The following is a 25,163-nucleotide window of genomic DNA, read 5'->3' as shown; positions in this document are numbered from 1 at the left end:
AACTGCGATTACTCTTGCAGATCACCGCAGAAGCGATAGCCTTCGCCGTGGATAGTGGCAATGATTTCTGGCGTATCCGGCGTGGCTTCGAAATGCTTACGAATGCGACGGATGGTGACGTCGACAGTACGGTCATGTGGCTTGAGCTCACGGCCGGTCATTTTCTTAAGCAAGTCACCGCGGGTCTGAATTTTACCCGGATTTTCACAGAAGTGCAGCATGGCGCGGAATTCGCTACGCGGCAGCTTGTATTGTTCGCCGGTTGGGCTGACCAGTGAACGGCTGTTGATGTCCAGCTCCCAGCCATTGAAGCGATAGCTTTCAACCAGACGGCGTTCTTCGCCAACCGGACTCAGGTTCATGGTGCGCGTCAACAGGTTGCGCGCACGAATGGTGAGTTCACGTGGGTTGAACGGTTTGGTCATGTAATCGTCGGCACCGATTTCCAGGCCGAGGATCTTGTCGACTTCGTTGTCGCGTCCGGTCAGGAACATCAGGGCGACATTCGCCTGCTCGCGCAGTTCGCGCGCCAGCAGCAGGCCATTTTTACCTGGCAGATTGATGTCCATCACCACCAGGTTAATGTTGTTCTCGGACAGAATGTGATGCATTTCAGCACCGTCATTGGCTTCGAAAACGTCGTAGCCTTCTGCCTCAAAAATACTTTTTAAAGTATTACGTGTTACTAACTCGTCTTCGACGATAAGAATTTGGGGGGTCTGCATTTTTGCTACCTAAGATTGCCAACAAATAGAAAATAGGAGTACAAAAGTCTTTGTTATCTTGAACAATTCTACTTTTTTATTGTTCAGTTTCACTCTTCACATGACTAAAGTACGTAAACGCGTTCTTGGTACACTTTCCATCAACGGCAATAACATCGCCTGCTCAGTTGGGATATCACTTCCTGCAGTCCCGTTAGTACCATGAGCGGCGCATATCCTAACCCTATTAACAGCAATATAACAGCGAGTACCGAAACTACCACTCAACAAAACTACGCTTTGTTGACATATATCAATTTCAATTGTAGCACGGTAACAGAAAGGTGAAAAATACTTAAAATCCGGCACCTGATACTTACATTTTGCTGTTTATTAAAAAATATTTGATGGTTAAATAACTTTAAGTTTCAAAAAAGTTAACAAATGGTACAAATTTACTTATCACTATGATTATTAAACCCTATTAATGACCATTGGCGAGTAGGATGCTATTCATTGCCTGATTACAATCATGAAGGCTTTTTGCCGCACAATGGGCACCGACATATTCAGAGACTGTTAAACGGATGTGAATTATAATTGGGGTCATCCCGATTGTCCGTGGCCAAAATAGATCTCATTGGCGACTTGGCAGTCGTCTTTAATCGTCATTTTTTAGAGGTAGCTCATGCAGGTTCATATTATTCTTGTCTCCCCGGCACGGCCTGAAAATGTGGGTGCTGCGGCGCGGGCAATGAAAACCATGGGTTTTGCCTCCCTGCGCATCGTTGAGAGCCAGGCGCATTTACAACCGGAAGCCGGTTGGGTTGCGCACGGTTCAGGTGAAATTTTGCAAAATGCCCAGTATTTTGCCACCCTTAGCGACGCGCTGGCTGATATCGATTTTACCGTCGCGACCACCGCCCGCAGCCGTGCCAGGTTTCACTACTACTGCACGCCGCAGGAGCTTGAAACTCAACTGACCGAACGCCAAGGCTGGGTGAACAACGTGGCGCTGGTGTTTGGCCGCGAAGATTCCGGGCTGACCAATGAGGAGCTTGAGCTGGCCGACCTGCTCACCGGCGTTCCGATGGTAGCTGACTATCCCTCTTTAAATTTGGGTCAGGCGGTAATGGTGTTCTGCTATCAGCTCTCTTCTTTACATCAGTTGGCGCAGAAAGAGCCGGTTCAGGCCCAGGCCGGTCAGCTTGAAGCACTGCGTGCGCGAGTGTCGCGTTTACTGGTCAATCTTGATGCCCAGAATGACCAAAAATTAGGTGACTGGCTGCATCAAAGACTAGGCGTTCTCGAACAGCGGGACGCGGCGATGTTGCACACCTTACTGCACGATATTGAAAAAAAATCGACCGCTGAGGCAGGAGGCTTTAGGTGAGTGGGGCGGCGTATTGTCCAACCTTTATGCTTAATTTTGGTTTTATTACCTAAAAATGGCGCGAAAATATGGTGTAAATCGCTGTCATATAAAAACGGTGAAACCGGCCAAAAACGAGAAAAAAATTGACTTACGGTGCCTTATGCTTTAGCTAATAGGGCAGACAGAGTAAAAACCAATAAGACGAACACAAAAACAAATGCGACACATCAGCCTGAACACAACAATTATTACCACCACCATTACCATCGGTAACGGGGCGGGCTGACGCGTACAGGAAAAACAGAAAAAAGCCCGCACCTAAACAGTGCGGGCTTTTTTTTTAGGCTACATTCCCTTGTAAATATTGCTCGATAAGAGAGTAGGAGAATCCAGAAATGCGAGTGTTGAAATTTGGCGGGACTTCAGTAGCAAATGCCGAACGTTTCCTGAGGGTTGCGGAAATCATGGAGAGCAATGCAAGTCAGGGACAGGTTGCTACGGTATTGTCAGCCCCGGCTAAAATTACCAATCATCTGGTCGCAATGATCGAAAAAACCGTTGCCGGGCAGGACATTCTGCCGAACATGAGCGATGCAGAGCGCATTTTTGCCGACCTGATTTTAGGCCTTGCCGACGCGCAGCCAGGATTTGACCTGCCCGCCGTCAAAACGTTTGTCGAGCAGGAGTTTGGTCAGCTCAAGCAGCTTTTACACGGAGTAGGACTGTTGGGGCAGTGTCCCGACAGCGTTAACGCCAGCATCATCTGCCGCGGTGAAAAACTTTCAATTGCCATCATGGAAGCCGTTTTTAAGGCTAAAGGTTTTGGCGTGACGGTGATCAATCCGGTCGAGAAGTTGCTGGCCGTTGGCCACTATCTTGAATCAACCGTCGATATCAATGAGTCTACCGCACGCATTGCCGCCAGTAATATTCCTGCCAGCGACATTGTGCTGATGGCCGGTTTCACCGCCGGTAATGACAAAGGCGAATTGGTCGTACTCGGTCGTAACGGTTCTGACTACTCTGCTGCGGTACTGGCTGCCTGTCTGCGCGCTGACTGCTGTGAAATCTGGACCGACGTTGACGGCGTTTACACCTGCGACCCTCGCATCGTGCCGGACGCGCGCCTGCTCAAGTCAATGTCCTATCAGGAGGCGATGGAACTTTCCTACTTCGGTGCAAAAGTATTGCACCCGCGCACTATTACCCCGATTGCTCAATTCCAGATCCCGTGCCTGATTAAAAATACTTCCAACCCGCAGGCACCGGGCACGCTTATCGGCAGCAACAGTGCGGGCAGCGAGCTTGAAGACAAAAGCATGCCGGTTAAAGGCATCACTAATCTGAATAATATGGCGATGGTCAACGTATCTGGTCCGGGTATGAAAGGCATGATTGGCATGGCCGCCCGCGTGTTTGCGGTGATGTCGCGCTCGGGAATTTCAGTGGTGTTGATTACTCAATCTTCTTCGGAATACAGCATCAGCTTCTGTGTACCGCAGGCTGAGCTGGTTCGCGCCCGCAAAGCGCTGGAAGATGAATTCTACCTTGAGCTTAAAGACGGCCTGCTTGAACCGCTGGACGTTACCGAGAAACTGGCTGTAATTTCGGTGGTTGGTGACGGTATGCGCACGCTGCGCGGCATCTCTGCCAAGTTTTTCTCCGCGCTTGCTCGCGCCAATATCAACATCGTCGCTATTGCACAAGGCTCTTCCGAGCGTTCAATTTCGGTGGTGGTCAGCAACGACGACGCCACGATGGGCGTGCGTGTAAGCCACCAGATGCTGTTTAACACCGATCAGGTTATCGAAGTATTCCTGATAGGTGTGGGCGGCGTGGGTGGCGCGCTGATTGAGCAAATCCGCCGTCAGCAAGCCTGGCTCAAGGCCAAGCATATTGATTTACGCGTGTGCGGTATCGCCAACTCCCGCGCGATGCTGACCAACGTGCACGGCATTGCGCTGGAAAGCTGGAGCGACGAACTGGGTGCTGCCAAAGAGCCGTTCAATATTGGCCGCCTGATCCGCCTGGTTAAAGAGTATCACCTGCTTAATCCTGTGGTGGTGGATTGCACGTCAAATGAAGCGATTGCCAATCAGTACGCCGACCTGCTGACCGACGGTTTCCACGTCGTGACGCCGAACAAACGCGCCAACACCTCGTCGATGAATTACTACTATCAGCTGCGCAAGGCCGCCGCGAGTTCTCGCCGCAAGTTCCTTTACGACACTAACGTTGGCGCAGGTCTGCCGGTAATTGAAAATCTGCAAAACCTGCTTAATGCCGGTGACGAGCTGGTGCGTTTTACCGGTATCCTTTCGGGTTCTCTGTCGCAGATTTTCGGCAAGCTAGATGAGGGCGTTTCTCTCTCTACGGCAACGCTGGCGGCGCGCGAAAGCGGCTTTACCGAGCCGGATCCGCGGGATGACCTGTCCGGCATGGACGTGGCGCGTAAACTGCTTATTTTGGCGCGTGAGGCCGGTTACAAACTTGAGCTTTCTGACATTGAGGTCGAGTCGGTTCTGCCGGTATCCTTTGACGCCAGCGGTGATGTAAATGCCTTCCTCTCACGTTTGCCTGAACTTGACGTCGAATTTTCACAGCGCGTGGCAGACGCCGCCGCCGAAGGTAAAGTATTGCGCTACGTGGGTGCCATTGATGAAGGTCGCTGCAGCGTGAAAATCGTCGCCGTCGACGGTAACGATCCGCTGTATAAAGTGAAAAATGGCGAGAATGCGCTGGCGTTCTACAGCCGCTACTATCAACCGATTCCTTTAGTTTTGCGCGGCTACGGTGCGGGTAACGATGTTACTGCTGCTGGCGTATTTGCCGATCTTTTGCGAACGCTGTCATGGAAGTTAGGAGTTTAATATGGTTAAGGTATATGCCCCGGCATCAATTGGTAACGTAAGCGTGGGTTTTGATGTGCTGGGTGCGGCAGTTTCTCCGGTGGATGGTTCGCTGCTGGGCGACTGCGTTACCGTTGAGGCGGCGTCAGTATTTAGTCTCAAAAATGAAGGGCGCTTTGTTTCCAAGCTGCCGGACAAGATGGAAGAGAATATTGTTTACCAGTGCTGGCAGCGTTACTGTCAGGAAGTGGGCAAAGAAATTCCGGTGGCGATGACGCTCGAGAAGAACATGCCGATCGGCTCAGGTTTAGGCTCAAGCGCCTGCTCCGTGGTTGCCGGTTTGATGGCAATGAACGAATTCAATGGCAACGCGCTCAGCGACAGCAAAATGCTGGCGCTGATGGGCGAGCTGGAAGGGCGCATTTCGGGCAGCGTGCACTATGACAACGTCGCGCCTTGCTACCTCGGCGGCCTGCAGTTGATGCTTGAAGAGCTGGGCATCATCTCTCAGGACGTGCCGTGCTTTGACGAGTGGCTTTGGGTCATGGCGTATCCAGGCATCAAGGTTTCTACCGCCGAAGCGCGCGCTATCTTGCCGGCGCAGTATCGCCGTCAGGACTGCATCGCTCACGGTCGCTATTTGGCAGGCTTTGTTCACGCCTGCCATACGCAGCAGCCAGAATTGGCGGTTAAATTGATGAAAGACGTGATTGCCGAACCTTATCGTACCCGTTTGCTGCCGGGCTTTGCTCAGGCGCGCGAGGCTGCCGAAGAGATTGGTGCGCTGGCCTGCGGGATTTCAGGGTCAGGTCCAACGCTGTTTGCAGTGTGCAACGACGGCGAGACGGCGAAACGTATGGCTGATTGGTTGCAGAATCACTATCTGCAAAATGACGAAGGTTTTGTTCATATTTGTCGCCTGGATACCGCAGGCGCGAGACTATTGGGATAATCGATGAAACTGTATAACCTGAAGGATCACAACGAGCAGGTCAGCTTCGCACAAGCGGTGAAGCAGGGGCTGGGCAAGCAACAAGGACTGTTTTTTCCACTGGATCTGCCTGAGTTTGAGCTGACCGAAATCGACCGACTGCTGGAGCTGGACTTTGTTACCCGCAGCAGCCGTATTCTTTCCGCTTTTATCGGTGATGAAATTCCCGAAGAGCAGCTGTATCAGCGCGTTAAGAACGCCTTTGCATTCCCGGCACCGGTGGCAAAAGTGAGCGACGACGTGGCCTGCCTGGAGCTGTTCCACGGCCCAACGCTGGCCTTTAAAGATTTCGGCGGCCGTTTTATGGCGCAGATCCTCACCGAAGTGTCGGGTGATCAGCCGGTAACGATTCTGACCGCAACGTCCGGTGATACCGGTGCGGCAGTCGCGCACGCCTTCCACGGTCTGAAAAACGTGCGTGTGGTTATCCTTTATCCGCGCGGCAAAATCAGCCCGCTGCAGGAAAAACTGTTCTGCACCCTCGGTGGCAACATTCACACCGTGGCTATCGACGGCGATTTCGATGCCTGTCAGGCGCTGGTTAAACAGGCTTTTGACGATGAAGAGCTGAAGGTCGCGCTGCATTTGAACTCGGCTAACTCGATTAACATCAGCCGCCTGCTGGCACAGATTTGCTACTACTTCGAAGCCGTAGCTCAGCTGCCGCAAGAAGCGCGTAACCAGTTAGTGGTTTCAGTACCTAGCGGCAACTTTGGCGACCTGACTGCGGGCCTGCTGGCCAAGTCTTTGGGCCTGCCCATCAAGCGTTTCATTGCCGCGACCAATGCCAACGACACCGTGCCTCGCTTCCTGAGCAACGGTGAGTGGACGCCAAATAAAACCGTCGCTACGCTGTCGAACGCGATGGATGTTAGCCAGCCAAACAACTGGCCGCGCGTTGAGGAGCTCTACCGCCGCAAAATTTGGCAGTTGAAAGATTTGGGCTATGCAGCAGTCAACGACGAGACGACTGAAGACGCGATGCGCGAGCTGGCGGATATCGGTTACATCTCTGAGCCACACGCGGCGATTGCCTACCGCGCACTGCGCGACCAGTTGAAAGAAGGGGAGTTTGGTCTGTTCATCGGCACGGCTCACCCTGCAAAATTCAAGGAAAGCGTAGACGCGATTTTGGGTCAGGAGCTGCCGCTGCCAAAAGAGTTGGCCGATCGCGCCGACCTGCCGCTGTTGTCGCACAACTTGCCGAGCGACTTCAGTGAAATGCGTAAATTCCTGATGGCGTTGCCTGAGTAAGTTCTGAGTCTTTGCCCCCCTCTTCGCGATAAAACGCGGAGAGGGGATCTAAATCCCTCAATGCTGCGATATAGGTCCCTTGCCCATTTTCTTCGCCATTACTTCTGCTCTGCCCGCGTAAACACCAGCTCATTGCCCTCTGAACGCGCGGCGTCAAACTGGTATCCCTCAAGAGAGAACTCTTTTAACTGTTTCGCCTTGGTCAGACGCTCTTTAATGATAAAGCGACTCATCAGCCCGCGCGCCTTTTTGGCATAGAAGCTGATCACTTTGTAATTACCGTTTTTCTCGTCGAGGAACACCGGCTTGATGATTTCACCCTCAAGCTTGGCGGGCTTCACCGCTTTGAAATATTCGTCAGACGCCAGGTTAACAAGAATATTATCTCCCTGCTCTTTGAGGATGACGTTCAATTTCTCAGTCAGCAAATCACCCCAAAATGAATACAGATTGGTCCCATGAGGATTCTTTAGGCGAATGCCCATCTCCAGACGATAAGGCTGCATCAGGTCCAGCGGACGCAGCAGGCCGTAAAGCCCTGAGAGCATGCGCAGGTGTTTCTGGGCAAAATCGAAATCTTTCTCGCTGAAATCTTCAGCCTGCAAACCGGTATAAACGTCGCCTTTGAAGGCGAGAATAGCCTGACGCGCGTTTTCTGGAGTAAAGTCCGGCTGCCAGTCGTTAAAACGCTCGGCGTTGAGGTGTGCAAGCTTATCGCTAATCCCCATCAGGCTTGAGATCTCCGCCGGCGTCAGTTTCTTTGCAATACCTATTAGCTGGCTGGATTTATCCAGTAATTCCGGCTGAGTAAAGCGTTTGGTGGCAAGCTCACTTTCAAAATCGAGTGTTTTGGCTGGAGAAATAATAGTCAGCATTAGGGCGTCCGGTTAGTTTGCGCAGGGATTCAGCCGCGAATTTAAGAAATTTATTGGCACTACTTTATCAAAAAATAATCGCGTGCGGGGCGATGAAGGTAAATCATAGCAATAGGCCCCGCCTTGAGAGGTTTAGCGATTTTTATTTTTCATGGTCTTTCCAGACGTCGGCCTGCAACTGGCCTTTCAGCTCTGGGAAGTGATCAGGATTAAACACCGGGGTCCTGCCCATCACCCGCTGGCGCTCGTAGTCTTTTACCACCCTAAGCGCCAGGCCAGTGAGTAAAAGCAGGGCAGTCAGATTAATAATGGTGATGACCGCCAGCGAAATACTGGCCGTTTGCACCAAAAGCGGCGTACTTATCAGGCAGCCACCCAGTAGCATGGCAGTCATAAGCAGGCGTAATAGCGGTATTGACTGTGTTTTTCCGCGCTGCAAAAACACCAGATTATTTTCCGCATACATATAGTTGGCAATCATGGTGGTGAAACCAAACGCCAGAACAAAAATCGCCACCATCTGCGGGCCGAACTGGCCAACGCTTGCCGTCACCGCAAGTTCCAATACGTTAATGCCGCTGGTGCTGCTTGCGGGCGTATTCAACAGGCCGGAAGAAAGAATAATTATTGCGGTGGCGCTACAGACCACAAAGGTGTCAATTAGCACGCCCAGCATCTGCGAGAATCCTGCGCTGGCAGGGTGTCGCATAGACGCCAAGGCACTGACGTGCGGCGTTGATCCCGAACCCGCTTCGTTGGAGAACAATCCCTGCTGAATACCTTGCGTCATGGCAAGAGTGACACCATAGCCAACTGCACCGGCGGCAAATTCCTGCAGCCCGAATGCTGATCTGAAAATCAGCAGGAAAACGTCGGGAAGTTGATGAACATTCTCCGCCATCACCCACAGCGCCAGTACCAGATAACTTATCGTCATGAATGGCGCCAGCCAGACAGAAATACGCACTATCGCCTTAAGACCGCGGAAAATTACCAGACTAAAAAGCAGCGCCAGCGCAACCGCAATGTGCCACGGCGTAAATTGATAAGCCCTTGAAAGTGCGTGCGTTACCGCCTGCGCCTGTAGCGCATTAAATACCAGCCCAAGGGTGACTATCATCAGCAGGGAAAACAGCACACCCATCCAGCGCATGCCAAGTCCGCGGCTCATGTATTCCGATGGTCCGCCGCGAAAATGCCGCTGTCGGTCGGTGGTTTTAAAGACCTGCGCCAGAGTGTTTTCGACCAGCGACATCGGCAGTCCCAGCAGGGTTATCGCCCACATCCAGAATATTGCGCCGGGACCGCCTGCGGTGAGCGCCATAGCCACGCCGGTCAGGCTCCCTATGCCGATACGTCCCGATAGCGTGACCGCCAGCGCCTGCCATACAGAAATACCCCGCGAGTCGGCGGCCGTGTCGCGCTTTAAACTGATGAACATCTCCGGCCAGCGCCTGAACTGAATAAAACGGGTGCGCAGTGTAAGGTAGAGTCCGTATCCCAGCAGGAAGTAGATAAGTATTGATTCCCATAGAATATCGTCCAAAAAGTTAAGCAAACTGGCCATTTAAATCCTTTATCCCTGAAAAATGCATGGCTAATCCTTCATTTTTTGCCTTGTTTTTGTGCAAAAACGGCGCTTTTAACCCTTTAAATAATGACCGCCAGAACTGCCTTGCGGATGTCTTCGTGCATGTTATCATCAAGACAAGGCAAGGCATGAAAATGCCTCAACGATAATCTACAAACGATGAGATATGCCATAATGACCGATAAACTTACTTCTCTACGCGAACTGACCAAAGTAGTTGCAGACACTGGTGATATCGCGGCAATCAAGTTGTATCAGCCTCAAGATGCAACCACCAACCCTTCACTGATCCTGAACGCGGCTCAAATTCCTGAGTACCGTAAACTGATCGACGAAGCCATTGCATGGGCACGTGACCAGAGCAGCGACCGCGACCAACAGATTATAGACACCGCTGATAAGCTGGCGGTAAATATCGGTCTCGAGATCCTCAAGCTGGTCCCGGGCCGTATTTCTACCGAGGTTGACGCTCGTCTGTCTTATGACACCGAAGCCAGCATCGAGAAAGCTCATCGTTTGATCAAACTCTACAACGATGCAGGCATCAGCAACGATCGCATTCTGATTAAACTGGCTTCAACCTGGCAGGGTATCCGTGCCGCTGAAGTTCTGGAAAAAGAAGGCATCAACTGTAACCTGACTCTGCTGTTCTCCTTCGCTCAGGCTCGTGCTTGTGCCGAAGCGGGTGCTTACCTGATCTCTCCATTTGTTGGCCGTATTCTTGACTGGTACAAAGCCAACGGCGACAAAAAAGAGTTCGCACCAAGCGAAGATCCGGGCGTTGTTTCTGTCACCGAAATCTACGAATACTACAAACAGCATGGTTATGAAACTGTTGTTATGGGCGCAAGCTTCCGTAACATCGATGAAATCATCGAGCTGGCCGGTTGCGACCGTCTGACCATCGGACCTGCACTGTTAAAAGAGCTGAAAGAGAGCGAAGGCACCCTGGAACGTAAACTGTCTTACAGCGGTGAAGTTAAAGCCCGCCCGGCGCGTCTGACAGAAGCACAGTTCTACTGGGACCACAGCCAGGACCCAATGGCTATCGACAAACTGGCAGACGGCATTCGCAAGTTTGCTATCGACCAGGGCAAACTCGAAAAAATGATCGCCGACCTGCTGTAATAGCCTGTCCGATTGTTTAAGTAAAAATGAAAAGGTGGCTTTGGCCGCCTTTTTTTATGCTTGCCCGCTGCAAAAAATCATTTCTCTCTCTACTCCACGCTGATGTTCCCGATATACTCGTCTTTTACTGTGCGCGCGCCGTGCGCAATATTGCACAGACGTCCTGGAGGAAAGAAATGGATAAATTACGTATTGGCCTGGTGTCGGTTTCAGACCGGGCTTCGAGTGGGGTATATCAGGATAAAGGCATTCCGGCGCTGGAAGCATGGCTGGAACAGGCAATTACTACCCCCTTCAGTCTCGAAAAACGCTTAATTCCGGACGAACAGCCTCTGATTGAGCAGGCGCTTTGCGAGCTGGTGGATGAGGCCGGTTGCCACTTGGTGTTAACCACCGGCGGCACCGGTCCGGCGCGTCGCGACGTCACGCCTGATGCCACGATGGCCGTCGCCGATCGCTTAATGCCCGGTTTCGGTGAGCAGATGCGCCAGATAAGCCTGCACTTTGTGCCCACGGCAATTTTGTCGCGTCAGGTGGGGGTTATCCGCAAGCAGGCGCTTATCCTTAACCTTCCCGGACAGCCAAAATCAATCAAAGAAACGCTTGAGGGCCTGAAAGAGGCTGACGGTAAAGTTATCGTGTCAGGGATTTTTGCCAGTGTACCGTATTGTATACAGCTGCTGGATGGACCCTACATTGAAACGAATAGCCTGCTGGTAGCAGCATTTCGTCCGAAGAGCGCAATTCGCGATACAAAAAACTAAAGTTAACCTATTTCTGCTATAAGATTCAGAGTCTGTGGTGTGAAAATTAGCTGCCGCTTATAGTAATAATTACTTTACATAAGGCGGCAATATTTTTTACCTCAACTCGGTGCTCCAGGTATCTTATGCAACTTGATAATAATCGCCGGCTGAACCGGCAGGACTACAAAACCCTCTCTCTCGCTGCCTTGGGTGGCGCACTGGAATTCTACGACTTTATTATTTTCGTGTTTTTTGCGGCGGTGATTGGCGATCTGTTCTTCCCGTCGACCATGCCTGACTGGCTGCGGCAGGTGCAAACCTTTGGTATTTTTGCCGCCGGTTATCTGGCTCGTCCGCTGGGTGGCATCGTGATGGCGCACTTTGGCGATCTGGTTGGCCGCAAACGTATGTTCAGCTTGAGTATTCTTCTCATGGCGCTGCCGACGTTAGCTATCGGGCTTTTGCCGACCTATTCCTCGATCGGGATTGCTGCTCCGCTCTTACTGTTGCTGATGCGCCTGCTTCAGGGCGCGGCCATTGGCGGAGAAGTGCCGGGTGCCTGGGTATTTGTGGCCGAACATGTTCCACGTAAACGCATCGGTTTTGCCTGCGGTACGCTGACAGCGGGGCTCACCGCCGGTATTCTGCTCGGCTCACTGGTCGCCACGCTGATTAATACGCTGCTGCCTGCGTCGTCGATCCTTCACGGCGGTTGGAGAATTCCATTTTTCCTCGGCGGGATCTTTGGACTGATTGCGCTGTATTTACGCCGCTGGTTGCAGGAAACGCCTATTTTCCTTGAGATGAAGGCGCATAAGGCGCTGTCGGAAAGTCTGCCGCTGAAGTCGGTGCTTACTCATCATAAGAAAGAGATTGTCGTATCGATGCTGATGACCTGGTTGCTTTCAGCCGGCATTGTGGTTGTTATTTTGATGACGCCGACCTATTTGCAAAAGCAGTTGGGTATTCCGGCGGCGCTGACGTTACAGGCCAACAGTATGGCGACAATTGCACTGCTGTTTGGCTGTATTGTGGCAGGCTGGACTGTAGACCGCATTGGCTCCAGCAAAACCTTTATTATGGGTAGCCTGTTTTTGGGCGTGTGCAGCTGGTCATTTTACCATCTGGTAGCCCAGGACAGCTCGCTGCTTAAGCCGATGTATACGCTGGTGGGATTCAGCATTGGCGTGGTGGGCGCGGTGCCTTATGTGATGGTTCGCGCTTTCCCGTCGGCGCTGCGTTTCACCGGCATTTCATTCTCATATAACCTTTCTTACGCCATCTTCGGTGGACTGACGCCTATTTTTGTCACCCTGATTATGCACCTTACGCCAATGGCACCGGCCTATTACGTGCTGGCGCTGGCGGGGATTGGCCTGGGATTGGGAATTTATCTGAATCGCGACTTAAACAGCGAGTCCGCTGTCGAAGCGCGGTTGGCAGATTCTATTTCCGGCGGGCAATAAACGATAAAGGCAGCGGAGCCGCGATGGCGACGCTGCTGCCTTTATTACTTCACCCCGTTTTCCAACCTGTTATTCTCCGATGGGCAGCAGGCTGCGTCCATACTGCTCGTTAATCACCTCGGCCATCGCCAGATAGATGGCGCTGGCTCCACAGAAAATACCTTCATAGCCTGCCATGCGCAGCAGGTCGGCATCGCCCAATAAATGGCCGGTAGCCAGCATGGCGAAAAGCAGCGTCAGGCTGCCGAATACGATTTGCAAAGCGCGGTTGTGCTTCAGTGATCCTACAAACATAAACAGCGTGAATATGCCCCACAGTGCTAAATAAGCGCCGAGCTGTTTATCGCTACTGGCGTCGGCCAGACCCATTTTTGGCAATAATAGAATGCCTATCAGGCTTAGCCAGAATGCTCCGTAGGCGGTAAACGCGGTCATACCAAAAGTGTTGCCTTTCTTATACTCCAACATGCCAGCCAGAATCTGGGCAATGCCACCGAAGAAAATGCCCATGCTGATAATCACGGCGCTCATGGGAAAGAAGCCTGCGTTATGCAGATTTAATAAAATAGTGGTCATGCCGAATCCCATCAGGCCGAGAGGGGCGGGATTGGCGAGCTTGCAATGTTGCATGAATGTCCTGAAAAAATCGTTGTTCTACATAATTATCCCCGCGCGGTTGGGCAGGGGAAGAGTGCTTCCTCTCAGAAAAATTGGCGATTATTACGTCAAAGCCTGAGCGACGGGCATCATAAAGAGGGGTGAAAGGCTGAATATTGATCTCAAACGGCAATTAAGAAGAATTTTTTTCACTCTTGCCCTTGATGCTGGGCAACATGGCCCCATCTTATTCTCAACCGCAGTTGTTACCGCCGGTCTTAAGCAATATCGGACAGTTGAAAAGATGAAAACCGTCCGCATATAGAGTAACAACCTCAACGAATAATGAATTTTAGTGGAGACGTTTTAGATGGGTAGAATTATTGGAATCGACTTGGGTACAACCAACTCTTGTGTAGCGATCATGGACGGCAACAAAGCACGCGTGCTTGAAAACGCCGAAGGGGATCGCACCACTCCTTCAATCATTGCTTATGCGCAGGACGGTGAAATCCTGGTTGGCCAACCTGCTAAGCGTCAGGCCGTCACTAACCCGCAGAACACGCTGTTTGCTATCAAGCGTCTGATTGGTCGTCGCTTCCAGGACGAAGAAGTTCAGCGTGATAAAGGCATCATGCCTTACAGCATCGTCGGTGCTGACAACGGTGACGCCTGGATTGATGTTAAAGGTCAAAAAATTGCACCTCCGCAGATCTCTGCAGAAGTGTTGAAGAAAATGAAGAAAACTGCTGAAGATTATCTGGGCGAGCCAGTGACTGAAGCCGTTATCACCGTTCCTGCATACTTCAACGATGCACAGCGTCAGGCAACCAAAGACGCCGGCCGTATCGCAGGTCTGGAAGTAAAACGTATTATCAACGAACCGACCGCAGCAGCACTGGCTTACGGCCTGGATCGCGAAGTGGGTAACCGCACTATTGCGGTATACGACCTGGGCGGCGGTACTTTCGATATCTCTATTATCGAAATCGACGAAGTTGATGGCGAAAAAACCTTCGAAGTTCTGTCTACCAACGGTGACACCCACCTCGGTGGTGAAGACTTCGATAGCCGTCTGATTAACTACCTCGTTGAAGAATTTAAGAAAGACCAAGGTATGGATCTGCGTAACGATCCGCTGGCAATGCAACGTCTGAAAGAAGCAGCAGAGAAGGCTAAAATTGAGCTGTCTTCTGCACAACAGACCGACGTTAACCTGCCGTACATCACTGCTGACGGCAGCGGCCCGAAACACATGAACATCAAAGTAACCCGTGCAAAACTGGAATCTCTGGTTGAAGACCTGGTTGCCCGTTCAATAGAGCCACTGAAAGTTGCATTGAAAGACGCAGGTCTGTCTGTTTCTGACATCCAGGACGTTATCCTGGTCGGCGGTCAGACACGTATGCCAATGGTTCAGAAGAAAGTTTCTGACTTCTTCGGTAAAGAACCACGTAAAGACGTTAACCCGGACGAAGCAGTGGCCATCGGTGCTGCGGTTCAGGGCGGCGTATTGTCTGGTGAAGTTAAAGACGTTCTGTTGCTCGACGTGACTCCACTGTCCCTGGGTATCGAAACCATGGGCGGCGTGATGACTCCGCTGATCACCAAGAACACCACTATTCCAACCAAGCACAGCCAGGTGTTCTCTACCGCTGAAGACAACCAGTCTGCGGTAACCATCCACGTGGTGCAGGGTGAGCGTAAGCGTTCAAGCGACAACAAATCTCTGGGTCAGTTTAACCTGGACGGTATTCAGGCAGCGCCACGCGGCATGTCTCAGATCGAAGTGACCTTCGACCTCGACGCCGACGGCATTCTGCATGTGTCTGCTAAAGATAAAAATACCGGCCGTGAGCAGAAGATTACCATCAAGGCATCTTCTGGTCTGAGCGAAGAAGAAATCCAGAAAATGGTTAACGACGCAGAAGCTAACGCCGAGTCAGACCGCAAGTTCGAAGAGCTGGTTCAGACCCGCAACCAGGCTGATCACCTGATCCACAGCACGCATAAGCAGCTGACTGAAGCCGGTGATAAACTGCCTGCTGAAGATAAAACGGCAATTGAAGAAGCATTGAAAGCGCTTGAAGTTGCAGCAAAAGGCGAAGACAAAGCTGATATCGAAGCGAAAACTCAGGCTCTGGTTCAGGTTTCTGGCAAGCTGATGGAAATGGCTCAGCAAGAAGCTCAGGCTGAGGGCGGCGATGCCAGCGCGAAGAAAGACGACGACGTTGTCGATGCTGAATTCGAAGAAGTTAAAGACAAAAAATAATTGCCCTTGAGGCAAAGTAATCGATACGTACCCGAAAGCATTTGAGATGCAGGTAGGCGGCAAGTGAACTCACTTCAGGAGCTTACATCGGTAAGTGACTGGAGTGAGTTAGCGTAGCCAACACCCCTGTGTTTCGAAGGATGAGGGGGATATTGATAACCAGCACGGGCGTCGAGGTAACTCTACGCCCGTGCACGCATGTTGAGGGTAGCAAAGGCATGGCGAAGCAAGATTACTATGAGATTTTGGGCGTCTCCAAATCAGCGGAAGAGCGCGAAATCAAAAAGGCTTATAAGCGCCTGGCGATGAAGCATCACCCTGACCGCAATCAGGGTGATAAAGAGTCCGAAAGCAAATTTAAAGAAATCAAAGAAGCCTATGAAATTCTGACCGATGCGCAAAAGCGTGCGGCCTATGATCAATACGGTCACGCAGCCTTTGAACAAGGCGGTATGGGTGGCGGTGGTGGTTACGGCGGCGGTGGCGGCGGTGGCGATTTCAGCGACATCTTTGGTGACGTCTTTGGCGATATCTTTGGTGGCGGCCGTCGTCAACGCGCAAGTCGCGGTTCAGACCTGCGCTATAACATGGACCTGACTCTTGAAGAGGCAGTTCGTGGCGTAACCAAAGAAATTCGTATCCCGACATTGGAAGAGTGCGACGTTTGCCACGGCAGCGGCGCTAAAGCGGGCAGCAAGCCTGTGACCTGTCCAACCTGTCACGGTCAGGGCCAGGTGCAGATGCGCCAGGGCTTCTTCACCGTGCAGCAGGCCTGTCCGACCTGTCACGGTCGTGGCAATATTATTAAAGACCCTTGCACCAAGTGTCACGGTCATGGACGTGTAGAGCGCGCCAAAACGCTGTCAGTCAAGATCCCTGCAGGTGTTGACACGGGTGACCGTATTCGTCTTGAAGGCGAAGGAGAAGCGGGCGAGCAAGGTGCACCGGCGGGCGATTTGTACGTTCAGGTTCAGGTCAAGGCACACAAGATTTTCGAGCGCGAAGGCAACAACCTGTATTGTGAAGTGCCGATCAACTTTGCTATGGCTGCACTGGGTGGCGAAATTGAAGTGCCAACCCTCGATGGCCGCGTGAAGCTGAAAATTCCTTCCGAGACGCAGACCGGTAAACTGTTCCGCATGCGCGCTCGCGGAGTGAAATCCGTTCGTGGTGGCGCGCAGGGTGACCTGCTCTGTCGCGTAGTGGTCGAAACGCCTGTTAGTCTGAACGAAAAGCAAAAGCAGCTGCTTCGCGATTTGGAAGAGAGCTTTGGCGGTGCATCGGGTGAGAAAAACAGCCCACGCTCCAAAAGCTTCCTGGACGGCGTGAAGAAGTTTTTTGACGATCTGACACGTTAAGATTTAGAAATATTCAATCTTCACAACAAATCCCCGGCTGAAAGGCCGGGGATTTTTGTTTGTGTCGTCATCTGGCCACCTGCTTGGGCATAAACGACTTTTGCCCACGCCCACATCTGAGTACACTTCAGGGCTTACTCCGTGCAGTATTTTTCACGGACAGCGTTTTTAATAGGAGTGTATAAGAGTGACAAACCTGATTCGTCAGTTCTTACGTATGGAAGCGTCGGGCGGAATTGTCCTGATTGCAGCCGCCATCGTCGCACTGATCATGGCCAATACTTCGTTGAGCGACGTCTATCTTGATTTCCTCAACATGCCGGTCGCGGTGGGCATTGGGTCTGCCGGGCTCGACAAGCCGCTGCTGCTGTGGATTAACGACGGACTGATGGCAATTTTCTTCCTGATGGTCGGCCTCGAGGTTAAGCGAGAGCTGCTTGAAGGCGCGCTTTCCAGCCGTGAGCAGGCGCTGTTTCCGGCTATTGCTGCATTGGGTGGCATGGTCGCCCCAGTGCTTATCTATTTGTCGTTTAACGGCGCTGACGAGGTGGCGCGTCAAGGATGGGCTATTCCGGCCGCGACCGATATCGCCTTTGCATTAGGCGTGATGGCGCTGCTCGGCTCACGCGTCCCAACCAGTCTCAAAGTGTTCTTGCTGGCGCTGGCGATTATTGATGACCTCGGGGCCATCATCATCATTGCCGTGTTCTTCAGCCACGATGCCTCTGTAACGGCGCTGATGCTTTCTGTGTTAGCCATTGCCGCGCTTGCCTGGCTCAATTTCCGCGGCGTGACCAAACTGACTCCGTACGTGGTGTTAGGGATTTTCCTGTGGGTCTGCGTTTTGCAATCGGGCATTCACGCTACGCTGGCCGGGGTTATTTTAGGCTTCCTGATCCCACTTAAGACTGAAGGCAAGTCGCCTGCGCGTCGCGTCGAGCACGGCATTCATCCTTGGGTGGCGTGGCTGATACTGCCGCTGTTTGCCTTTGCTAATGCCGGTGTATCGCTGCAGGGTGTCACTGCCGAAGGTGTAATGTCATTGCTGCCGATGGGCATTGCGGCGGGTCTGCTGTTCGGTAAACCGATTGGCATCATGCTGTTTTGCTGGGTATCAATGAAGCTGAAAATCACACGCCTTCCGCCTGGCGTTAACTTTAAGCAGATTGCTGCCGTCTCGGTGCTGTGTGGGATCGGCTTTACGATGTCGATATTTCTGGCGTCGCTGGCGTTTGGCGATGCGGATGCTTCGATGATGATTTATGCCAAGATTGGGATTTTGACCGGATCGGTGCTGGCTGCGGTGATCGGGTACTTGCTGCTGAGCCGCGCATTGCCGGCGAAGCGGGCCTAAGGCCAGAGAGGAATTGCAGATATAAAAAAACCGGCAATTGCCGGTTTTTTTATCAAGCTCTCAACAAAATGCGATTATTGCATTGCGTTGATTTGCGCAGTCAGGTTTGACTTATGACGCGCAGCTTTGTTCTTGTGGATCAGGCCTTTACAGGACTGACGGTCCACAATTGGTTGCATTGCGTTGAATGCATTTTGTGCAGCTTCTTTGTCACCAGCTGCAATAGCCGCGTGTACCTTTTTGATAAAGGTACGCATCATTGAACGACGGCTAGCGTTATGCTGACGGCGTTTTTCTGATTGTACGGCGCGTTTCTTAGCTGATTTGATGTTAGCCAAGGTCCAACTCCCAAATATTTTTCTATTGAGGACAATTCGAAGGCCGAGGAATATGCCTTTTCGGACTTCTTTTGTCAACGGATTTGTGCAAATAAGCGCCGTTTCTTTGCTCGAACTTCATCCGAACTTCAAGCGACGCTTGTTACGTTGTGATGGCGCAGGATTTTAACAGCTTCCGGCCGCAGAATACAGCCCATCGCAATAAAATTCAGTTAAGAAGTGATTATTCTTCCAACAGAGATTGTTAATGCTGAGTTTTTTTGAGAAAACAGAATGGATTGACGAAAACGGGGTTTTCAAAGAAGCCTCACTGTTATTCTGCGTCGAGTATAGAGATAATCTTCGGCCAAGTCGCCCTGATACCAAAAAAAGTACGGTATCAATGAGAGATTACTGCGATCCCACCAATCGCTGGTTAACCTTATTGGCTGTACAAGGTATAATCCGCCGATTTCCTCTGTTTTGAGCCAGCTATGGATTTGAGCCTGTTATGGAGCTAATTCGCGGGATACACAATATTCGAGCACGTCACCACGGGTGCGTTCTCACTATTGGTAATTTTGACGGTGTACATCGTGGCCATCAGGCCTTGATCGACCAGCTTAAACTGGAAGGTCAACGTTTGGGTTTACCGGTCATGGTGATGATTTTTGAGCCTCAGCCTCTCGAGCTTTTCTCGGCAGAGAAGGCACCGGCACGCTTGACCAACCTGCGCGACAAGGCAAAGTATCTCGCCGAGTGCGGGATAGACTATTTACTGTGCGTAAAATTCGACCCGCGTTTCGCCGCCAACAGTGCTCAGGCATTTGTTTCGCAGTTGCTGGTTGAAAAGCTGGGCGTGAAGTTTCTGACCGTTGGCGACGATTTCCGCTTTGGTGCCGCCAGACTCGGCGATTTCACGCTGCTGTTGAGCGCCGGCACCGAATACGGCTTTGACATTGTCAGCACCCAGACCTTCCGTGAGGGCGGGCATCGCATCAGCAGTACCGCCATTCGCGATGCGCTGCGTGATGACGAACTGGCGCTGGCCGAAAATCTTCTGGGCCATCCTTTCAGCATTTCTGGAAGGGTAGTGCACGGCGACAAGCTGGGCCGCACCATCGGCTTTCCCACGGCCAACGTCCCGCTTAAACGTTTAGTCAGCCCGGTTAAAGGCGTCTATGCGGTTGAAGTCATGGGATTAGGCCCGGAGCCCTTGCCCGGCGTGGCAAACATTGGTACCCGACCGACGGTCAACGGCGTTCGCAAGCAGTTGGAAGTTCATCTGCTCGACACCACATTAGATCTATACGGGCGCCATATTGACGTGGTGCTCCGCGCGAAACTGCGCAATGAACAGCGTTTTGCATCGCTCGATGCGTTGAAGCAGCAGATTGCTAACGACGAGCAAACAGCCCGTGAATTTTTTGGGTTGAAACCTATTTGAGCTTTATCTTAGCGCAATAACCAAGTAGCCCGGCTTCTAGCCGAAAAACGGAACCGAGAATCTTATGAGTGACTTTAAGAATACCCTGAACTTGCCGGAAACAGGGTTCCCGATGCGTGGCGATTTAGCCAAGCGCGAACCTGCCATGCTGGATAACTGGTATAAGCAGGATCTGTACGGGATTATCCGCGCGGCCAAAAAGGGCAAAAAATCCTTTATTTTGCATGACGGCCCTCCGTATGCGAACGGCAGCATTCATATTGGTCACTCAGTAAACAAGATTCTCAAAGACATTATTGTTAAGTCTAAAGGGATGGCTGGCTACGACTCACCTTATGTTCCAGGCTGGGACTGCCACGGGCTGCCTATCGAACTCAAGGTTGAGCAGCTGATTGGCAAGCCGGGTGAAAAAGTCACGGCCGCCGAGTTTCGCGCCGCCTGCCGCAAATATGCCGCCGAACAGGTTGAAGGGCAGAAAGCTGACTTCATCCGTCTTGGCGTGCTGGGCGACTGGGATCACCCGTATCTGACGATGGACTTCAAAACTGAAGCCAACATCATCCGTGCGCTGGGTAAAATCATCGGCAACGGCCATCTGCACAAAGGCGCCAAGCCGGTTCACTGGTGTACCGACTGTGGTTCTTCTTTGGCCGAAGCGGAAGTTGAGTATTACGACAAGACGTCTCCGGCTATCGACGTGGCGTTTAACGCTGTTGATGCTGCCGCCGTCGCCGCTAAATTTGGCGCAGCGTCCTTTAACGGCCCGGTGTCACTGGTCATCTGGACCACCACGCCTTGGACCATGCCGGCAAACCGCGCTATTTCACTGAACGCCGAGTTTGATTATCAATTGGTGCAGATTGAAGGCCGTTGCCTGATTCTGGCCACCGATTTGGTCGCCAGCGTAATGCAGCGCATCGGCGTGAGCGAGTGGACCGTGCTGGGCGAATGCAAAGGTGCCAGTCTCGAACTGCTGCGCTTCAAGCACCCGTTCCTTGATTTTGACGTGCCCGCTATCTTGGGTGACCACGTGACATTAGACGCCGGTACCGGTGCCGTTCACACGGCACCGGGCCACGGCCCTGACGACTTCGTGATCGGCCAGAAATACGGTTTGGAAGTGGCAAACCCGGTCGGCCCGAACGGCTGCTATCTGCCAGGCACTTACCCTGCGCTGGACGGCAAGTTTGTGTTCAAGGCCAACGATCTCATTGTTGAAATCCTGCGTGAGCACGACGCACTGGTGCATTTCGAAAAATTCACCCACAGCTACCCGTGCTGCTGGCGTCACAAGTCGCCGATCATCTTCCGCGCTACGCCTCAGTGGTTTGTCAGCATGGACCAGAAAGGCCTGCGTGCTAAATCTCTGGAAGAGATCAAGGGCGTGCAGTGGATCCCCGAGTGGGGCCAGGCGCGTATCGAAAACATGGTTGCCAACCGCCCTGACTGGTGTATTTCCCGTCAGCGTACTTGGGGTGTGCCGATGTCTCTGTTCGTGCATAAAGAGACCGAGCAGCTTCACCCGCGCAGCCTTGAGCTGATGGAAGAAGTCGCTAAACGCGTTGAAGTTGACGGCATTCAGGCGTGGTGGGATCTCAACCCTGAAGATATTCTGGGCAGCGATGCGGCCGATTATGTGAAAGTGCCTGACACGCTGGACGTGTGGTTCGATTCCGGTTCCACCCACTCTTCCGTGGTGGCAGTGCGTCCTGAATTTAACGGCCACGAACCGGACATGTATCTGGAAGGTTCTGACCAACACCGCGGCTGGTTCATGTCATCGCTGATGATTTCTACCGCGATGAAAGGCAAGGCGCCTTACAAACAGGTGCTGACTCACGGCTTTACCGTGGACGGTCAGGGCCGCAAAATGTCTAAATCCATCGGCAACACCGTCAGCCCTCAGGACGTGATGAACAAGCTGGGTGGCGACATTCTGCGTCTGTGGGTGGCCTCGACCGACTACACTGGTGAAATCGCCGTGTCGGACGAGATCCTCAAACGTGCTGCTGACTCTTATCGTCGTATCCGTAACACCGCGCGCTTCCTGCTCGCCAACCTTAATGGTTTTAATCCCGCAACAGACTGCGTGAAACCGGAAGAGATGGTTGTGCTTGACCGTTGGGCCGTTGGCCGTGCCAAAGCTGCGCAGGAAGAGATTGTAGCCGCCTATGAGCGCTATGATTTCCACGGCGTAGTGCAGCGTCTGATGCAGTTCTGTTCGGTCGAGATGGGTTCTTTCTATCTGGATATCATCAAAGACCGTCAGTACACCGCGAAAAGCGACAGCGTGGCGCGCCGCAGCTGTCAAACGGCGCTTTACTATATTTCGGAAGCGCTGGTTCGCTGGATGGCACCTATCATGTCCTTTACAGCCGACGAGATCTGGGGCTTCCTGCCGGGCGCACGCGAGAAGTTCGTGTTCACCGAAGAGTGGTACGATGGCCTGTTTGGTCTTGAGCAGTCTCAGCCAATGAACGATGAGTTCTGGGCCGAACTGCTGAAAGTCCGCACCGAAGTTAACAAGGTGCTAGAGCAGGCGCGTGCCGACAAACGTCTGGGCGGATCGCTTGAAGCCTCCGTGACACTGTTTGCTGACGATGCGCTGGCCACCAAGCTCAACAGCCTGGGCAACGAGCTTCGCTTCGTGCTGCTGACCTCTGGCGCTAACGTGGCACCGCTGTCGGCGGCTGACGACGCGGCAATCGCAAGCGAGCTGGTGAAGGGCCTGAAAATCGGTCTGGAAAAAGCGGCGGGCGAGAAGTGTCCGCGCTGCTGGCACTACACCACCGACGTGGGACATGATGCAGCGCATCCGCAAGTTTGCGGACGTTGTGCGACCAACATCGCCGGTGACGGTGAAGAGCGCGAATTTGCATAATGGCTAAACCTATTTGTTCTACCGGACTCCGCTGGCTTTGGCTGGCGGTTGTTGTGCTGGTCCTGGATCTCGGCAGCAAAGTGTGGGTGATGGATCATTTCCAACTTGGCGAATCAATGCCGCTGATCCCGTTTTTCAATCTGACTTATGCGCATAATCCGGGTGCTGCCTTCAGTTTCCTGGCAGACAAGGGCGGGTGGCAGCGCTGGTTCTTTGCCGCCATTGCCTTAGTTATTGTCGTCGTTCTGCTGGTGCTGATGTACCGCAGCAGTGGCAGGCAAAAGCTGAACAATATCGCGTTTGCGATGATTATCGGCGGTGCGCTGGGTAACCTGTTTGACCGCATGGTTCACGGGTTTGTCATCGACTTCATTGATTTTTATGTGAAAGATTGGCACTACCCAATATTCAACCTGGCCGACAGCTTTATTTGCGTCGGTGCAGTGTTAGTTGTCCTCGAGGGCTTTATGTCCTCACCGGACAAAACGGCAAAAAGTAAGGGATAAGAGAATGGCCGAGCAGGTGATACACGACAGCGCGGTGCTGGTTCATTTCACGCTGAAGCTGGAAGATGGCTCTACGGCGGAATCGACGCTCAGTCACGGCAAACCCGCTTTGTTCCGACTGGGCGACGGTAGCCTGTCGGACGCGCTGGAAAACCAGCTGCTGGGTCTGCGAATTGGCGATAAAAAAGCCTTTACGCTATCGCCTGAGTCAGCGTTTGGGACCCAAAGTCCTGACCTGATTCAGTTCTTCCCTCTGCGTGATTTTTTGGAGACCGGCGTTCCTGACGTCGGTACCATCATGCTGTTCACAACCCGTGACGGCAGTGAAATGCCCGGCGTGGTTCGCGAAGTGACCGAAGGTTCGGTTACCGTCGATTTCAATCACCCCTTGGCTGGGCAACATATTGATTTTGATATTGAAGTGTTAAAGATAGACCCTGAAATGGAGGCGTCTAATGCAAGTTCTGCTGGCTAACCCACGAGGTTTCTGTGCCGGTGTTGACCGTGCCATTACCATCGTTGAACGTGCTCTCGAGCTTTACGGCGCGCCGATTTTCGTGCGTCATGAAGTGGTGCATAACCGTTATGTCGTAGACAGCCTGCGCCAGCGCGGCGCGGTATTCATTGAGCAAATCAGCGAAGTGCCAGACGGTTCTATCCTGATCTTCTCTGCGCACGGCGTGTCTCAGGCTGTGAGAACCGAAGCGAAATCGCGCGATCTGACCGTGTTTGACGCCACCTGTCCGTTGGTAACGAAAGTACATATGGAAGTGGCGCGTGCCAGCCGTAAAGGCACTGAAGCCATCCTGATTGGTCACGCCGGGCACCCAGAAGTGGAAGGCACCATGGGCCAATACAACAACCCCAACGGCGGCATGTATCTGGTGGAGTCACCGGCTGACGTGTCGAAGCTGGACGTTAAAGACCCGGACAATCTATGCTTTATGACGCAGACCACGCTGTCGGTTGATGACACCTCGGAAGTGATCGACGCCTTGCGCGAGCGTTTTCCAAAAATTGTGGGTCCGCGTAAAGACGATATCTGCTATGCCACTACCAACCGTCAGGAAGCGGTGCGAAACCTGTCTGACGATGCTGACGTGGTGCTGGTGGTGGGTTCTAAAAACTCCTCTAACTCCAACCGCCTGGCAGAACTGGCCCAGCGTGTAGGTAAGCCTTCTTATCTGATAGATTCTGCAGCAGACATTAAAGAAGAGTGGGTTAAAGGTGCGCTCAGCGTAGGCGTAACGGCCGGTGCTTCTGCGCCAGACATTCTGGTGCAGGAAGTGATCGACCGTCTGAAAACGCTGGGCTGCCTCGGCGTAGTTAACATGGACGGCCGTGAAGAAAATATCGTTTTCGAAGTTCCAAAAGAGCTGCGTATCGATATTAAAGCGGTAAGCTGATTTTTAAAATTTCCCCACCCTAGTCCTTCCCCCGCTATTTCAGCAG

General features: G+C 52.4%; 21 protein-coding genes and 1 other annotated feature. Of the genes, 16 read left to right on the top strand and 5 right to left on the bottom strand.

What is annotated here, in order from left to right:
• Positions 1 to 8 precede the first annotated feature (8 nt).
• A complete protein-coding gene (arcA, locus tag GA565_RS22070; RefSeq protein WP_055774702.1) occupies positions 9 to 725 on the bottom strand; it encodes a two-component system response regulator ArcA in 717 nt (238 codons plus the stop codon).
• A gap of 667 nt (positions 726 to 1,392) precedes the next feature.
• Between arcA and GA565_RS22065 the strand changes: the two genes are divergently transcribed.
• The 5 genes from GA565_RS22065 to thrC all read left to right on the top strand — a co-directional run bounded on the left by GA565_RS22065 (position 1,393) and on the right by thrC (position 7,173).
• On the top strand, positions 1,393 to 2,097 hold the full coding sequence (locus tag GA565_RS22065; RefSeq protein WP_152200863.1) for a tRNA/rRNA methyltransferase: 705 nt from the start codon (positions 1,393 to 1,395) through the stop codon (positions 2,095 to 2,097).
• A gap of 199 nt (positions 2,098 to 2,296) precedes the next feature.
• Positions 2,297 to 2,365, top strand: a complete 69-nt coding sequence (thrL, locus tag GA565_RS22060) for a thr operon leader peptide (protein ID WP_072045096.1) — start codon at positions 2,297 to 2,299, stop codon at positions 2,363 to 2,365.
• Positions 2,304 to 2,421, top strand: a sequence feature (Thr leader region). Its footprint overlaps the gene before it by 62 nt.
• Positions 2,422 to 2,474: 53 nt before the next feature.
• On the top strand, positions 2,475 to 4,949 hold the full coding sequence (gene thrA, locus GA565_RS22055; RefSeq protein WP_152200861.1) for a bifunctional aspartate kinase/homoserine dehydrogenase I: 2,475 nt from the start codon (positions 2,475 to 2,477) through the stop codon (positions 4,947 to 4,949).
• 1 nt (position 4,950) lies between these two features.
• Positions 4,951 to 5,880 (top strand): homoserine kinase, encoded by a 930-nt coding sequence (gene thrB / locus GA565_RS22050; RefSeq protein WP_152200859.1) that lies wholly within the window; start codon positions 4,951 to 4,953, stop codon positions 5,878 to 5,880.
• A 3-nt stretch (positions 5,881 to 5,883) separates the two neighbouring features.
• A complete protein-coding gene (gene thrC, locus GA565_RS22045; protein ID WP_152200857.1) occupies positions 5,884 to 7,173 on the top strand; it encodes a threonine synthase in 1,290 nt (429 codons plus the stop codon).
• Positions 7,174 to 7,271: 98 nt separating this feature from the next.
• On the opposite strand, the gene yaaA is transcribed toward thrC, so the two are convergent.
• On the bottom strand, positions 7,272 to 8,048 hold the full coding sequence (gene yaaA / locus GA565_RS22040; RefSeq protein ID WP_152200855.1) for a peroxide stress protein YaaA: 777 nt from the start codon (positions 8,046 to 8,048) through the stop codon (positions 7,272 to 7,274).
• A gap of 142 nt (positions 8,049 to 8,190) precedes the next feature.
• On the bottom strand, positions 8,191 to 9,615 hold the full coding sequence (locus GA565_RS22035; protein WP_152200853.1) for a sodium:alanine symporter family protein: 1,425 nt from the start codon (positions 9,613 to 9,615) through the stop codon (positions 8,191 to 8,193).
• A gap of 198 nt (positions 9,616 to 9,813) precedes the next feature.
• Between GA565_RS22035 and tal the strand changes: the two genes are divergently transcribed.
• The 3 genes from tal to GA565_RS22020 all read left to right on the top strand — a co-directional run bounded on the left by tal (position 9,814) and on the right by GA565_RS22020 (position 12,979).
• Positions 9,814 to 10,767, top strand: coding sequence for a transaldolase (gene tal, locus GA565_RS22030; protein ID WP_055774722.1), 954 nt, complete (start codon positions 9,814 to 9,816; stop codon positions 10,765 to 10,767).
• A gap of 176 nt (positions 10,768 to 10,943) precedes the next feature.
• The gene (gene mog / locus GA565_RS22025; protein ID WP_152200851.1) at positions 10,944 to 11,531 is read left to right on the top strand and encodes a molybdopterin adenylyltransferase; all 588 of its coding nucleotides are present in this window, start codon (positions 10,944 to 10,946) and stop codon (positions 11,529 to 11,531) included.
• Positions 11,532 to 11,656: 125 nt separating this feature from the next.
• Entirely contained in the window at positions 11,657 to 12,979 is a 1,323-nt protein-coding gene (locus GA565_RS22020) for an MFS transporter (RefSeq protein ID WP_152200849.1), read from the top strand.
• A 69-nt stretch (positions 12,980 to 13,048) separates the two neighbouring features.
• Here the strand turns inward: GA565_RS22020 and satP are convergent, their stop codons facing one another.
• Complete coding sequence (satP, locus tag GA565_RS22015; protein WP_152200847.1) at positions 13,049 to 13,609, bottom strand: acetate uptake transporter; 561 nt, start codon at positions 13,607 to 13,609, stop codon at positions 13,049 to 13,051.
• A 337-nt stretch (positions 13,610 to 13,946) separates the two neighbouring features.
• Here satP and dnaK point away from each other — a divergent pair, with 337 nt between their 5' ends.
• The 3 genes from dnaK (at position 13,947) to nhaA (ending at position 18,560) form a co-directional block, all read left to right on the top strand.
• Positions 13,947 to 15,848 carry a molecular chaperone DnaK gene (gene dnaK / locus GA565_RS22010; RefSeq protein ID WP_152200845.1) on the top strand — a complete coding sequence of 634 codons (1,902 nt, stop codon included), beginning with the start codon at positions 13,947 to 13,949 and terminating at the stop codon, positions 15,846 to 15,848.
• Between the two features lie 218 nt (positions 15,849 to 16,066).
• On the top strand, positions 16,067 to 17,206 hold the full coding sequence (dnaJ, locus tag GA565_RS22005; RefSeq protein ID WP_152200844.1) for a molecular chaperone DnaJ: 1,140 nt from the start codon (positions 16,067 to 16,069) through the stop codon (positions 17,204 to 17,206).
• A gap of 187 nt (positions 17,207 to 17,393) precedes the next feature.
• Positions 17,394 to 18,560 carry a Na+/H+ antiporter NhaA gene (gene nhaA, locus GA565_RS22000; RefSeq protein ID WP_152200842.1) on the top strand — a complete coding sequence of 389 codons (1,167 nt, stop codon included), beginning with the start codon at positions 17,394 to 17,396 and terminating at the stop codon, positions 18,558 to 18,560.
• 74 nt (positions 18,561 to 18,634) lie between these two features.
• On the opposite strand, the gene rpsT is transcribed toward nhaA, so the two are convergent.
• Positions 18,635 to 18,898 (bottom strand): 30S ribosomal protein S20, encoded by a 264-nt coding sequence (gene rpsT / locus GA565_RS21995; RefSeq protein ID WP_045048604.1) that lies wholly within the window; start codon positions 18,896 to 18,898, stop codon positions 18,635 to 18,637.
• A gap of 490 nt (positions 18,899 to 19,388) precedes the next feature.
• On the opposite strand from rpsT, the gene ribF reads away from it, so the two are divergent.
• From ribF to ispH, 5 genes are all read left to right on the top strand, one after another.
• Entirely contained in the window at positions 19,389 to 20,324 is a 936-nt protein-coding gene (gene ribF / locus GA565_RS21990) for a bifunctional riboflavin kinase/FAD synthetase (RefSeq protein WP_152200841.1), read from the top strand.
• Between the two features lie 64 nt (positions 20,325 to 20,388).
• Positions 20,389 to 23,205, top strand: coding sequence for an isoleucine--tRNA ligase (gene ileS, locus GA565_RS21985; RefSeq protein ID WP_152200839.1), 2,817 nt, complete (start codon positions 20,389 to 20,391; stop codon positions 23,203 to 23,205).
• Positions 23,205 to 23,711, top strand: coding sequence for a signal peptidase II (gene lspA, locus GA565_RS21980; RefSeq protein ID WP_152200837.1), 507 nt, complete (start codon positions 23,205 to 23,207; stop codon positions 23,709 to 23,711). The genes ileS and lspA overlap by 1 nt, the downstream gene beginning before the upstream one ends.
• Positions 23,712 to 23,715: 4 nt before the next feature.
• Positions 23,716 to 24,186 (top strand): FKBP-type peptidyl-prolyl cis-trans isomerase, encoded by a 471-nt coding sequence (gene fkpB, locus GA565_RS21975; RefSeq protein ID WP_152200835.1) that lies wholly within the window; start codon positions 23,716 to 23,718, stop codon positions 24,184 to 24,186.
• A complete protein-coding gene (gene ispH / locus GA565_RS21970; RefSeq protein ID WP_152200833.1) occupies positions 24,167 to 25,117 on the top strand; it encodes a 4-hydroxy-3-methylbut-2-enyl diphosphate reductase in 951 nt (316 codons plus the stop codon). Before fkpB ends, ispH begins: the two co-directional genes overlap by 20 nt.
• The last annotated feature ends 46 nt before the right edge of the window (positions 25,118 to 25,163 follow it).

It is taken from the genome of Rouxiella sp. S1S-2, from assembly GCF_009208105.1.
Classification (GTDB): Bacteria; Pseudomonadota; Gammaproteobacteria; order Enterobacterales; family Enterobacteriaceae; genus Rouxiella.
Note: the sequence above shows the minus strand (reverse complement) of the source record. Positions and strands in the feature narration are given on the sequence as shown.